Below are 12,915 nucleotides of genomic sequence, written 5' to 3' on the forward strand. Positions count from 1 at the left end.
GGATTCGGCGGCGAGCCGGAGGTCTAGGTCTTGGCGAGCAGCCCGGCGTCGATGGGCAGCACCACGCCGGTCACGTAGCGGGCCTCGTCCGAGGCCAGCCAGACCAGGGCGTTGCTGATGTCGACGGGCTCGACCCAGGGGACATCGAGCTCGTTGCGCCGGCGGCAGTGGTCGACGATGTCCGCCTGCGTAGGCGATTCGAGGTCGGGACGGTAGATCCGGTACATGGCGTCGTTCTCGATCATATCCGTGCGGACGGTGCCGGGGTTGAGGGTGTTGACCCGGATACCGTGCTCCCCCAGCTCGTTGGAGAGGGTGCGCATGAGGCTGACGACCCCGCCCTTGCTGGCGGCGTAGTGTCCCAGATTGCGACTCGCCCGGATCGCCGCGACGGAACTGGTGAGTACGATCGCGCCGCCGGTGCCCTGCTCGATCATGCGGGGGACGACGGCCCGCACGGTGTGGAAGACCCCGGTGAGGTTGACGTCGATGACGTTCTGCCACTCCTCGTCGCTGAGGTGCCAGGTGGGGGTGAAGCTCACGATGCCGGCGTTGGCGCTGACGATGTCGATGTGCCCGAACTCGTCGACGGCGTCGGAGACGAGCAGGTCGAGGGCCGCTTGGTCGCGCACGTCGACGACGCGGGACAGGCAGCGACTGCCCGTGGCCTCGACGAGACGGCGGGTCTCGGCGAGGTCGTCGGGGGTGGCGAGCGGATAGGCGACCGTGTCGATGTCCTTGCAGGAGTCGAGGATCACGACGTCGGCGCCCTCCTCCGCGAGGCGGACGGCATTCGAACGCCCCTGCCCCCGTGCGGCGCCCGTGACCAGCGCGACCTTCCCGGTTACTCGACCCATTTCCGATCTCCTCTTCTGCTCGGATTGTGACGAAGAGCACCTTAATGCTTATCATCATTATTAGCTAGCGCGCCCACTAGGTCCGAAGGTCCCCGATCGTCGGACACCTACGTCCCGCGCCGGAACAGGTTCCGGACCCGCGCGCACAACAGTCAGACGCAACAGCAATTGCTGTCGCGTCTGACCGGGAACTGCGCGGGTGTTCGGCGGGTCCGCCCGCCGAATGTCACACCGTCGTCGGCTCCATCAGGATGCCGTCGGATTCGGGCGGGGATCCGGCCGCCCGCGCCGCGGCCCGGCCCGCCCGGTAGCCGAACACCAGTGCCGGACCGAGCGTTCCGCCGGCTCCGCCGTACACCATCCCGGTGGGGGCCGCCATGACGTTGCCCGCGGCGAACAGTCCGGGGATGACGCGATCGTCGACATCGAGGACCGCGCCGTCGGCGTCGGTGCGCGGGCCGCCCTTCGTGCCGAGCGTGCTGCTGTGGATCTGCACCGCGTAGAAGGGCCCCCGCGCGACCGGTCCCAGGGTGGATTCCACGCCCGGGTACTTGTCCTTGTCACCGACGAACCCGTCGTACACGCTCTCCCCGCGGTGGTACTCGCTGTCGTGGCCCCGGCGCACGTCCTCGTTCCAGTGGGCCACCGTCGACTCGAGCGCGTCCGCGGGGACCTCGATCCGCCGCGCGAGATCGGCGAGGGTGTCGGCACGCACCACCCACTCGGGCACTTCCGTACCCGGCGCGGCCCCGAACGCCCCGTACTTCTCGACATGGTCGGCGTCGAAGATCAGCCAGCAGGGCTGGTTCGGATAGTCGAAGTCGTGGGCGTCGAGATGATGGAACGCGCCGCCGAGGGCGTTGTAGTTGGTCGCCTCGTTGGTGAACCGGCGTCCGTGCCGGTTCACCATGATCGAATGCGGCGCCGTCCGCTCCCGGTGCACGAGCTGAACCGCCTGCGCACCGTTCGCCCGTTGCCCGGGCAGCACCGCGACCGGAGCCCACCAAGCCTCGCGCATATTGCCGAGCTGCGCGCCCACACGCATCGCCATGCGCAGACCGTCCCCGGTGCACGTGGGGACCGTGGCCGGGTGCGCCAGCGGCCCACGCAGGAAGTCGCGCCGCAGACGCTCGTCCCATTCGAAGCCGCCGGTGGCGAGGACGACGCCGTGCTCGGCGCGCACGTCGTGCAGAACGCCCCGCCCCTCGAACCGCACACCCGTGACGCGGCCGGACTCGTCCTGGATCAGCCGCACGCCGCGCTCGCCGGTGTGCACCGCCACGCCCTCGTCGAGACAGCCCTGGAGCAGGGCCGCGACCATGCCACGGCCGAGACCCTCCACGTGGTCGCGCTCGCGCTGCTCCTGCACGTCGGCCGGAAGGTGGCCGGTGCCACCGCCGATGGGGGTCTCCGTGACCGTCATACGCCGCGGGACCCCGACGAGCTTGTCCTCCCACCGCCCGAGGTCGATGAAGCTGAACAACTCCGGTTCGAGCGAGCGTCCGCCGTGCGGCATGCCACCCGGCCGCTCGGGGTGGTAGTCGGGGTACCCGGCGACGAGGCGCATCTTCAGCGGGGTGGTGTCGAGCCACTCCAGCAGTTCGGGAACCGTGTCGACGAACGCCTCGGCGAGTTCGGGCAGGATCATCCCGTGCGACAACGACTCGAGGTAGGCGAGGGCCCCCTCACGCGAGTCGGCGATTCCCGCCTCCCGCGCGTACCGGTTGTTCGGCAGCCACGCCACGGCGCTCGACAAGCACGTGGTGCCGCCGAGCAGTTCGCCCTTCTCGAACACGCCCACCCGGGCGCCGCTCCGGGCAGCCGACAGCGCGGCGCACAGTCCGGCGGCTCCGCTGCCGAGCACGACGACGTCGTACTCGGCCGTTTCTTCGTTGTGTTGCATCGCAATCCCTCTCTCGGGTGGTTCAGTCGACGACGGCGGACGGACTCGGTCGACGCTGTCCGTCCTGCGTGGTGGGACGCGAGGGCTCGGGTGCTGTCGCAGCGGTGAGAACCGTCCCGTAGTCGGTGGTCGGTGTCGCGTACCGGACCTCGAGCCGGCGTTCACCGAAGTACCAGCGGCCGTCCTGCCGGACGTAGCGGTCGTGGTACCGGAGTGCGAGGATGCTCTGCACGCCCGCCCGGGCGAACTCGACATGGCAGGGCACGATGCCGCGTGCCGTGTCCTCGCCGGTGAAATCCACCGTGCCGGGGTGCGGGGTGTGCACGCTGACGCCGTCGTAGCCGTCGAGCGCGGTCCGCACGTAGGCGACGATCGCGTCCCGTCCGCGCAGCGTCTCGGTCAGGCCGCAGAATGCGGCCTCGGGCGTGTACAGGGCGGCCAGCGTCGCCATGTCGTGGTCGTCGACGGCCAGGGCGTACCGTGTGGCCAGTTCGCGGATCTCGAGGACGTCCGCCGTCCGTCGCGGGTGGCGGTCCCGGGTATCGCGCATGTCGAATCCTCCCGTCGCTGAGGGCATGTCGGGGCCCGGCACTACTTCACCAACGCGCCGGCGTCGATCGGCATCGTGATGCCGGTGACGTAGCGGGACTGGGATCCGGCGAGGAACAGGACGGCGTTGCTGACGTCGTCGGGCTGCACGAACGGGACGTCGAGGGCGTGCATGCCGTGCAGCAGGGGTTCGACCTGCTCGCGGGTGGGCTGCACCTCGTCCGGCAGGAACAGTTTGTAGATCGCGTCGTTGAGCAGCATCCGGGTCTCGACGTTGGTCGGCAGGACCGCGTTGATCCGAATGCCCTCGCGTCCGAGTTCGTTGGCGAGGCTGCGCATCACGCCCAGCACACCGTGCTTGGCAGCGGCATAGTGGGCGTTGTTCGGCAGCCCCTTCAGTCCCGCGATGGAACTGATCAGCACGATGCTGCCGCCGCGGCCGCCCGCCCGCAGGTGCGGGACGGAGGCCTTCACCGTGTTCCACACGCCGGTGAGGTTGATGTCGATCATGTCGCGCCAGATGTCGTCGGTGAGATCCTCGACCGGATAGCTGCCGGCGATCCCCGCGTTGGCGACGACGACGTCGAGGCGGCCGAACCGTTCGACGCCCGCCGCCACGGCCTTTGCGACCGCTGCCGAATCCCGCACGTCCGCTTCGGCGGCGACGATCTGCCTCCCCTCGGCCTGCACCAGCCGGACCGTCTCGTCGAGGTCCGCCCGGGTGGCCATGTCGTACGGGGCACCCTGCACCGGCGCGCACAGGTCGAGTGCGATGATGTCGGCGCCCTCCCGGGCGAGGCGCACCGCGTGGTTGCGTCCCTGCCCTCTCGCCGCACCGGTGACGAATGCAACCATGCCGTCGAATCCCACGGTGTAAGCCTTTCGGTGTTCGGTTCGCGTCCCGGACGGGGTGGTCGTGACGTACCGGCGTCGATCGCCGGTGGCGCACCGCGCCGGGAACTGCGCGAAGACAACAGCGGAAGAAATCTGTGCATATGATTATGCTCACATCACACCCCGGTGAGTCAACGGCAGAACCCGGGAAGCATGCCGGCCGGAGCGACCGTTCCGGCCGACGGACACGCGCCGTACGGCCGTCGTTCAGTGGGGATTTCGCACATCGCCCGCAGCACGGGCTCCGCGGCGCCGGCCCGGCGTGAAGCGCGCGGGGATGCGCTTCCACCCCGGATTGACCGCCTGATGCGGGAACGGCACGACCTCGTCGTGCAGGATCTCGTAATCCGGCATGCGGCTCAGGATCTGACCGAGCAGCTCGAGCGACAGGGCACGGGCGATGTGTGCGCCCGCGCATCGGTGCACACCCATCCCGAACGCCGTGTGCCGGTTCGGCCACCGCTCGATGTCCACGGTGTCCGGGTCCTCGAACGCCTTCGGGTCGCGATTCGCCGACGCCCAGCCGAGGAGCACGCGGTCGCCCGTGCGGAAGTCGTGCCCGCGGAACTCCACGTCCCGGGTGACGGTGCGGGCCAGCGCCTGTGTGGGCGAGAAGACCCGCAGGAATTCCTCGATCGCGCGCGGCAGCTTCTCCGGATGCGCGGCCAGGGTGCGGCGCAGGTCGTGGTGACGGTCGAGGTACATGAGCGTCTGGCTGACGAGGGAGGCGGTGGTGCCCACGCCGCCGGAGACGAGCAGTTCGGCGATGGCGAAGACCTCGTCGTCCGTGACCGGCCGGCCGTCCACCTCCGAGCCCACGAGACGACTGAGCACGTCCTCCCGCGGAGACGTGCGCCGCTCGGCGATCGCGGCACGCAATTGTTCCTCCATCCAAGGGAACTCGACGGCGATCGCGTGCTCGAACTCCGGCGTTCCGGGTCGGTCGGACAGCGCGGCGTGATGCGCGTGCGCGTACCGTTCCCAGTCCTCGGGAGGCAGACCGAGCCAGTCGATCGTCACCACCGCGGGAACACCGATGACCGTCGCGAAGTCGCACTCGCCGTCCTCGATCACCTCGTCGAGGAACCGCGTCGTGTACTTCTCGATCACCGGCCGCAAGTGCTCGACCGCTGCCGGGGCGGTGAGCGGGTTGATCAGCTTGCGGTACTTCCGATGTTCCGGAGGGTCGAGTTCGACGGGGATGTGGTGGTTCACCGGCGTCTTGGGGATGACGGTGGCCAGGCCCTCGCCACCGTAGGGGCACCGCGCGGACGAGAAGACCTGGTCCTCGCGGGCGGCCTCGAAGACGCCCTCGTAGTCGGTGAGTACCCAGAAGCCCCCGTGCCGGGTGGACCGGATCACCGGTCCCGCTTCCCGCAACCGCCGGTAGGAGCCGACCGTGTCCTCGGCGTGCGACGCCGAATTGTGGTCGAAGTCGACCACGGGACAATGTCGTTCGGCGCTTCGGTCGTCGACCGTCATCGGGGCGCTCCTGTCGGGCCGGGGTGCGGGATCTCCGAGTGGTCCACCACGGCACGGGCGTCGACCGGCACGATCTCCCGCATGCCGGGAACGATGTCCCGGCCGAGATCGTCGAGGTACGCGACGACGTCGTCGGCCGTCATGTCGGGCCACTGGGCCCGGACGATCACCGGGTCGACGGGCACCTGCGCCGCGAGGGTGCGCAACTGGTCGAGGCAGTCGTCGGCGGTACCGATGATCGCCTCCTTCGCGGCGACCTGCCGGAACCTGTCGGTGAGGGCGGTGGCATCGCGCGTGGCCAGTTCGCGCTGGGCGTAGGCCAGGAGGCGGTCCCGTGCCATGAATTCGAAGCGCCGGAACGCGTCTTCGGTGGTGGCGCCGGGAACGATCTCGCGGCGCAGCGGATGCCGCGCGACCGGCGGTCGCCCGTGCCTGCGCCGGGCCGCCGCGTACACGCCGAACATGCGATGCATGTCCTCGGTCGGTGTCTCCGGTGTCACCGGCCACGCGTCCCCCAGCCGTGCGGACCGCCGGACACCCGAATCCCGCAGCGCACCGATCCAGATCGGCGGATGCGGGTCCTGCCAGGGGCGGATGTGGGTCTTCACGCCGTCGAGACGCCAGAACCTGCCGTGGCAGTCGACCTCGTCCTGCGTCCACATCATCCGCACGATCTGCAGCGCCTCGTCCATCATCGCGAACCGCTGATCGAAGTCGACACCGAAGGCGGTGAACTCCTCACGCCGGTACCCCGCGCCGGCACCGACGATGAGATTGCCGCGGGTGAGGATGTCGAGGGTGGCGAGTTCCTCGGCGAGTGCGACCGGATGGAACAGCGGCACCTGCACCACCATCGTCCCGATCTTCACGCCGGGGTCCAGTTCGGCCGCGATCCGGGCGAGCGTGGGGATCGGCTGCAGCCAGCGCAGATTGCCGTAGATGTAGTGGTGGCCCATCACGATGTAGCGCACACCGTTGCGTTGCGCCGCCTCGACCTGTCGCAGCAGTCCGTCGAGGTGTTCGCGCGGCGACAGCGTGGTGTGCACGTCGCCGAGGATCACACCCAGGTCCATGTCTTCCTCGCTTCCGCAGGCGGCTCGAGGAGCCAGTGCCGCAGCTTCGCCTTGGCGACCTTGTTCAGGGTGGCGCGCGGGAACTCCGGCACCAGATGGATCTGACGTGGCCGTTTGAAGTCGGACAGCAGTTCGGCACACACCCGGTCGATCTCGGCGGGCAGGTCGCCGGGCGCGGCGCCGTCCGCGATCACGAACGCGACCGGGACGTCGCCGAGCATGCGGTCGGGTTTCGCCACGACGGCGACCTCCCGGACCCCCGGCACGGTGGCGACCACGCGTTCGACCTCGGCGGCGGCGACGTTCTCCCCACCGACCTTGAGCATGTCCTTGGATCGCTCGACGAACCAGTACTGACCGGACCGGTCCTGGCGCACCCGGTCGCCGGTGCGGAACCATCCGTCGGCGGTGAAGGCCGCGCGCGTGGCGTCGTCGTCGTGGAGATAGCCGGCGAACAGGGACACCCCCGGCGTACCCCGCACCCACAGCTCCCCCACCGTGCCCGGCTCCACGGGACGACCGTCGGCGCCGACGACGGCGACGGCGTACTCGGGTGCCGCACGTCCCATCGTCCCGTCGGGGTCGGGATGGGCCAGTTCGCTGACGACGGGGTGCGAGACGGTTTCCGTCATGCCGAACCAGCCCGTCGTGCGGATCCTGCCGCTCACCGGCCGCTGGGCCGCGCTGCCCGACCAGTGCCGGTAGGTGTGGTCGGGCGGGACCGGCGCGCCGGCCAGGGCGCGGAGCATGAACGACACCACCGACGCCCACGTGCACCGGTGCCGGAGCGAGACGTCCCAGAAGCGGGACGCGGAGAACTTCGGCGTCAGCACCGCGGTGGCGCCGACCCACAGCAGTCCCAGGAAGGAGTACCCCAGGGCGTTGGTGTGGAACAGCGGCAGGGTGATCAGCCCGACGTCGGTCCCACGCAGACCGGCGTGCGCGGAATTGACCTGGGCGGCCCACAGGCAGTTGGCGTGCGTCCAGACCACGGCCTTCGGTCGCGCCGTCGTCCCGGAGGTGTACTGGATGCTCGCGGGCGCGAGCGGATCGACGGACACCGGTGCCGGCGCCACGCCGGTTCCGCTCAGCTCGCCCAGAGCGCAGGTCGTTCCGGTCGGCGCCGGGGACGCCACGGGCGGGACGACGAGGCTGTCGGTGCCGCCGGACGCGGCGATCCACTCGAGCCCGGGCATGGCGTCCCGAGCGATCTCCGCCAGACCGGTTCCGGCCAGCGCGGCGCGAGGCGCACAGTGCCGGTCGTAGTAGGCGAGTTCGTCGGCGCTGCTGCGGGTGTTGAGACACACCGCGACCGCGCCGGCCGACACGATCGCTGCCCATCCGACGAGGAAGTCGGGGCAGTTGTCCATCAGCAGCACCACACGGTCGCCGGGTGCGATGCCGCGGGCCTGCAGTCCAGCCGCGAGCCGATCGACTGCGGCGCCGAATTCCGCGTAGGTCCAGCGCTGTGCCCCGGCGCCGGTATGCGGCTCCCAGACGAGGAAGGTCTTGTCCGGCCGGTCGGTGCGCCACCGGTCGAGCAGCCACGGCACCGTGCGGTCGCCGGTGTACGCACCGAGCGCGCGATCCGTCGCCGGGCGGTCGAGGATCGGGTATGCGAGAGCCCGCGGGGGCGTCGGGGCTTCGGACGTCATGCCGGCACCTGCCAGTTCAGGTGCTTGACGCGGAAGAACTCGAGGAATCCGTCCTCACCCATCTCGACGCCGGTACCGCTGCGCTTCGATCCGCCCCACGGCACGTCGGCCCGCATCGGGCCGCCGCCGTTGATCGCGACGGTGCCGGTGTCGAGGCGCTGAGCCACGGCCACCGCCTCCGCGTGATCACCGAAGACGCTCGCGTTGAGCCCGTACGGTGAGTCGTTGGCGATGGCCACGGCCTCCTCGACGTCCCGGTACGGCAGGACCACCGCGACGGGGGCGAACAATTCCTCCCGGGAGATCTCGGCGGAATTGTCCACGCCCGTCACCAGAGTGGGCGGCAGGAACCAGCCCTTGCCCACCGGTCGCTCGCCACTGACCGCGACGCGGCCGCCGGCGGCGACGGTGCGGTCGAGGCAGCCGAGCACGCGGGCGAGATGCTCGGCGGAGATCAGCGGACCCACCTCGGTGCGCTCGTCCCACGGGTCGCCGGTCGGCACGTTCTCCTCGATGAAACCGGCAGCCAGATCCAGGAATTCGTCGATCCGGTCGTGTGGTACGAGGATCCGGGTGGTGGCACCGCAGCCCTGGCCCGCGTTGCGGCAGAACCGCAGGATCGACGGCCCCACGGCGGCGGACAGGTCCGCCGACGGGAGCAGGATGTTGGGGGACTTGCCGCCGAGCTCGAGGACGACCTTCTTGTGCGTGGCCGCGGCCTGTGCCATCACGGTCGCGCCGACGGCGGAGGATCCGGTGAAGCTCACCATGTCGACGCCGGGGTGGGTGGTGAGCACTTCGCCCACGTCCGCCCCGCCCGGCACCAGATTCAGCACACCCGGCGGCAGGCCGGCCTCGGCGGCGAGATGCATGAAGGCCAGCGCGGACAGCGTGCCCCGCGGCGAGGGCAGCAGCACGACGCTGCAGCCGGCGGCGAGCGCGGGTGCCACCTTCCACGAGATCATGTTCAGCGGGTAGTTGTACGGGACGATCGCCGACACCACCCCGATCGGTTCGCGCAGCAGCAGGCTTTCGGACGACACCGCCCCGCGGATGCCGGGCAGCCGCTCCTGGTAACCGCCGCGGGGACCGCGCAGCGCCGCGTCGGCGAACCACCGGAAGTTGATCGCCGGTTGCGCGACCTGCAGGGTGCGGGCCAGACCGACGGGTGATCCGACCTCCCGCACGACCAGTCCGGTGAGCTGATCGGCGTGCTCGTCGATCAGCTCCGCCAGCCGCCGCAGGACCTCGGCGCGCTGGTCCGGGGCGGCGGTCCGCCATTCCCCGGCGTCGAAGCTGTGCCGGGCGGCCGTGACCGCGCGTTCGGTCTGTTCCCGGTCGGCGCCGGTCCACCGGGCCAGCGCCTCCTCGGTGGCGGGATCGATCGACTCGAACGTCTCACCCCGCCCGCTCTCCCATCCGCCACCGACGTGCACGGACGGACCCTGGGCCACCCGCGCGAACAGATCGTCGATCATCGCTTCTCCTCGCGTCCGGGTACGTCGATGTCGAGAATCAGGGACTGGTAAGACTTTCCGTGCGGATCGACCCGAAGGGACTTGGAGACGCCGCCCGCGAGCGCGCGGGTGAGGACGAAGTTCAGGCAGCAGTTCACCGGGATCTCGTAGCGGATCACCTCGCCCTGGACGAGATCGCCGAAGGCTTTCGCGACGACGTCCTCGGTGAGCACCGACCGGAGCCACTCGTAGTCGGCGTCGTCGTGCGGGAACACACAGATGTTGCTGGTGTCGCCCTTGTCGCCGGAGCGGCTGTACGCGACGTCACGAAGTTTCATGCGGTAGTCACCTCCACGGAGAGGGGGACATCGCTGCGGGGCAGCAGGGCGGGGGTCACGACGACGGCGGGGACGACCGAGGTGACCACACCACCCCCGCCCGCGGGACCGAAGTACAGGTATTCGACCTCGTACGCGGCGGCCTTGGCGACGTCGGGGTCGAGCGCACGGGCCGCGAGCCGCAGCCGGACCTCGGCCGGCTCGCCGCCGGCGATGCGATCACCGAACAGGGTGTCGACGCCGTGCAGTTCGATCCGCAGTTCGTCGATCTGCGCCCGGATCGGTTCGAGGCGCCGGCGCACGATCTCCTCGGCGCGCCGGGCGCGGTCGACGCAGCCCGGACCGCCGTAGGAGATCTCGGCGACGGCCTTGTAGCCGAGGTCGACGCCGACGAGCACCTTGAGGGTGTCGGGGCGGGCGGAGCCGCGGGCGCCGGACAGGCGCACCCGGTCGGGCCCGGCCTGTTCGATCCGGACGTCGCTGAAGTCGGCGGTCACGTCGGGCGTGAGATAGCGAGCGGGATCGTGGATCTCGTAGTAGAGCTGGGTGCGGGTGGTGCGCAGGTCGACGGCGCCGCCGGTGCCGTCGAGCTTGGTGACGATCAGCTCGTCGTCGTCGATCTCGGCGAGGGGGAAGCTCAGGTTGTGGGGGTCGGGGACGACCCGGTAGGGCGGGTCCTCGAAGTTGCCGCCGGTGCTGTGGACGCCGCACTCGAGCAGGTGCCCGGCGAGGGTCGCGGTGCCGACGCGGTCCCAGTCGTCGAGCGACCATCCCAGCTCGTGGCAGATCGGCCCGACGAACAGGGACGGGTCGGCGATCCGACCGCCGAGCACGATCTGGGCGTCCTGCTGGAGGCAGTCGACGATGGGGTCGGCCCCGATGTAGGCGTTGGCGGAGACGATCCGGTCGGCGACGGCCCGGGTGGTGGTGCCGAGTTCGGGGAGCGCGACGTCGGCTTCCGTGACGGCCGCCCGCACGTCGTCGCCGCGGATGATGCCGATCCGGGTTCCCCCGAGCCCCAGGGCGCGGAGGTTCTCGGCGAATTCGGCTGCGGCGGCGTCGGGATTGGCGGCACCGAAGTTGCCGACGACGCGGCCTCCCGATGCGAGGAATCGGCGCAGGATCGGCACCAGGGCGGAGATGCGCTCGTCCTGGCCGGTCGACGGATCGCGCAGGCGGCGGATCTGGGCCAGCGCCATCGTGCGTTCGGCCAGGCAGTCGAAACCCATGTACTGCACCCGGCCGCTGTCGGCCATGGCGGCCGCCGTCTCGAGGCGGTCGTTGGCGTACGCCGACCCCGAACCGATACTCAGATGCATTGCTACCTCGTCTCGTCGCGTGCGTCGGCGAACCACGGAAATGTGCGCACGACCGGAATCCGCGCACGCCGTGTCGTGGGCGGATTCCGGTTCACCGCATCGATTCTCGGACTGCGGCCCGTGCGACTGTCAGGACTTGCCGATCACGCCCGCCTCGGCGAGCGCCGTAAGCTGGTCCCCGGTGAGCCCCAGCCGGTCCGAGAGCACCTCGGCGGTGTGCTCGCCGATGGTGGGCACCCCGTCGTAGTCGGGGCCGTCGTAGCTGCCGAGGTGCAGCACCGGTCCCGGCATCAGCACGCCCTTCATGATCTCGTTGCCCGTGATCTCGACGAGGGTGCGTTCCTGGAAGTGCGGGTCGGCGACGACGTCCGCGGCATCGTTCACCGGCGCACTGACGACCTCGAACTTCTCCAGGGTCTCGAGCACGCTCGCCCGCGGCATCGAGCCGACCCATTGCTTCACCATCGCCTGCACCTCGTCGTTGTGCTCGAGACGCGCGGCATTGGTGGCGTAGCGGGGATCCTCGATGATCTCGGGCCGTCCCATCGCGGCGAACAGCCGCTTGGCGATGCCCTGATTGGACGCCGCGATGGACAGGAAGCGCCCGTCCTGGGCCTCGTAGATGCCGCGCGGCGACGCCGCGCCGGTGGCGTTGCCGATGCGCTGCTGGATCTCCCCGAGCGCGGTGTAGCGCAGGAACATGTCGCCGATGATGAACATCAGCGGCTCGTACAGCGCGACGTCCACGACGTCGCCCTGCCCGGTGCGCTCCCGCTTGTACAGCGACATCGCCACGCCCATCGCGGCGGACAGCCCGGCGATGGAATCGGCGAACCCGAACGGCGGGGAGGTCGGCGGCGAGTCCGGCCAGCCGTTGACGTGGGCGAAACCGCTGGCCGTCTCGGCGACGGTGCCGAAGCCCGGCAGGCTCCGATTGGGCCCGGTCTGCCCGAACCCGGACACCCGGGCCAGCACCAATCCCGGGTTGTCCGCGCTCAGCACGTCGTAGCCCAGGCCCCACTCCTCGAGCCGGCCGGGACGGAACGACTCGACGACGACGTCGACCTCGGCCGCGAGCCGGCGCACCAGGTCACGCCCCTCCGGCGAACGCAGGTCGATGCCGAGGGACTTCTTCCCGGCGTTGAGCCGGGAGAAGCCCAGCGACAGCCCCTCCTTCTGCGGAACCCACTGGCGCGCGAAGTCGCCGGTCGTCGGATCCTCGACCTTGACCACCTCGGCACCGAAGTCGCGGAGCATGCGCCCCGCGGTGGGGGCGGCATACATGGTGCCCAGTTCGAGCACCTTGACGCCCGCGAGCGGGCCCGCAGCGGATGCGTTCATCGTCGTCTCTCCTAGCTTTGTCGTCCGATTCGGCCCGGCCGAATGCG

Annotated in this window: 11 protein-coding genes; all 11 read right to left on the minus strand. The window is 70.3% G+C overall.

Annotated elements, in window-relative coordinates; all coding sequences use genetic code 11:
• Positions 1–23 precede the first annotated feature (23 nt).
• Complete coding sequence (locus F1734_RS00115; RefSeq protein WP_203011208.1) at positions 24–857, minus strand: mycofactocin-coupled SDR family oxidoreductase; 834 nt, start codon at positions 855–857, stop codon at positions 24–26.
• 226 nt (positions 858–1,083) lie between these two features.
• Positions 1,084–2,760: an FAD-dependent oxidoreductase gene (locus tag F1734_RS00120; protein WP_203011209.1), complete on the minus strand. Its 1,677-nt coding sequence runs from the start codon at positions 2,758–2,760 to the stop codon at positions 1,084–1,086.
• Positions 2,761–2,782: 22 nt separating this feature from the next.
• Positions 2,783–3,310 (minus strand): nuclear transport factor 2 family protein, encoded by a 528-nt coding sequence (locus F1734_RS00125; RefSeq protein ID WP_048771434.1) that lies wholly within the window; start codon positions 3,308–3,310, stop codon positions 2,783–2,785.
• A 41-nt stretch (positions 3,311–3,351) separates the two neighbouring features.
• A complete protein-coding gene (locus F1734_RS00130) occupies positions 3,352–4,179 on the minus strand; it encodes a mycofactocin-coupled SDR family oxidoreductase (RefSeq protein ID WP_274382438.1) in 828 nt (275 codons plus the stop codon).
• A gap of 231 nt (positions 4,180–4,410) precedes the next feature.
• Positions 4,411–5,685 carry a cytochrome P450 gene (locus F1734_RS00135; RefSeq protein ID WP_099528087.1) on the minus strand — a complete coding sequence of 425 codons (1,275 nt, stop codon included), beginning with the start codon at positions 5,683–5,685 and terminating at the stop codon, positions 4,411–4,413.
• The gene (locus F1734_RS00140; RefSeq protein WP_203011211.1) at positions 5,682–6,758 is read right to left on the minus strand and encodes an LLM class flavin-dependent oxidoreductase; all 1,077 of its coding nucleotides are present in this window, start codon (positions 6,756–6,758) and stop codon (positions 5,682–5,684) included. Before F1734_RS00140 ends, F1734_RS00135 begins: the two co-directional genes overlap by 4 nt.
• Positions 6,743–8,413 (minus strand): AMP-binding protein, encoded by a 1,671-nt coding sequence (locus tag F1734_RS00145; RefSeq protein ID WP_010594027.1) that lies wholly within the window; start codon positions 8,411–8,413, stop codon positions 6,743–6,745. The genes F1734_RS00140 and F1734_RS00145 overlap by 16 nt, the downstream gene beginning before the upstream one ends.
• Positions 8,410–9,891, minus strand: a complete 1,482-nt coding sequence (locus F1734_RS00150; protein ID WP_203011212.1) for an aldehyde dehydrogenase family protein — start codon at positions 9,889–9,891, stop codon at positions 8,410–8,412. Before F1734_RS00150 ends, F1734_RS00145 begins: the two co-directional genes overlap by 4 nt.
• Positions 9,888–10,208 (minus strand): AtuA-related protein, encoded by a 321-nt coding sequence (locus F1734_RS00155; protein ID WP_003938462.1) that lies wholly within the window; start codon positions 10,206–10,208, stop codon positions 9,888–9,890. The genes F1734_RS00150 and F1734_RS00155 overlap by 4 nt, the downstream gene beginning before the upstream one ends.
• The gene (locus tag F1734_RS00160; RefSeq protein ID WP_010594030.1) at positions 10,205–11,527 is read right to left on the minus strand and encodes an acyclic terpene utilization AtuA family protein; all 1,323 of its coding nucleotides are present in this window, start codon (positions 11,525–11,527) and stop codon (positions 10,205–10,207) included. The genes F1734_RS00155 and F1734_RS00160 overlap by 4 nt, the downstream gene beginning before the upstream one ends.
• A 129-nt stretch (positions 11,528–11,656) precedes the next feature.
• Positions 11,657–12,868, minus strand: a complete 1,212-nt coding sequence (locus F1734_RS00165; protein ID WP_010594031.1) for a CaiB/BaiF CoA transferase family protein — start codon at positions 12,866–12,868, stop codon at positions 11,657–11,659.
• Positions 12,869–12,915: the final 47 nt, after the last annotated feature.

It is taken from the genome of Rhodococcus ruber, from assembly GCF_016804345.1.
Taxonomy (GTDB): Bacteria; Actinomycetota; Actinomycetes; order Mycobacteriales; family Mycobacteriaceae; genus Rhodococcus; species Rhodococcus ruber.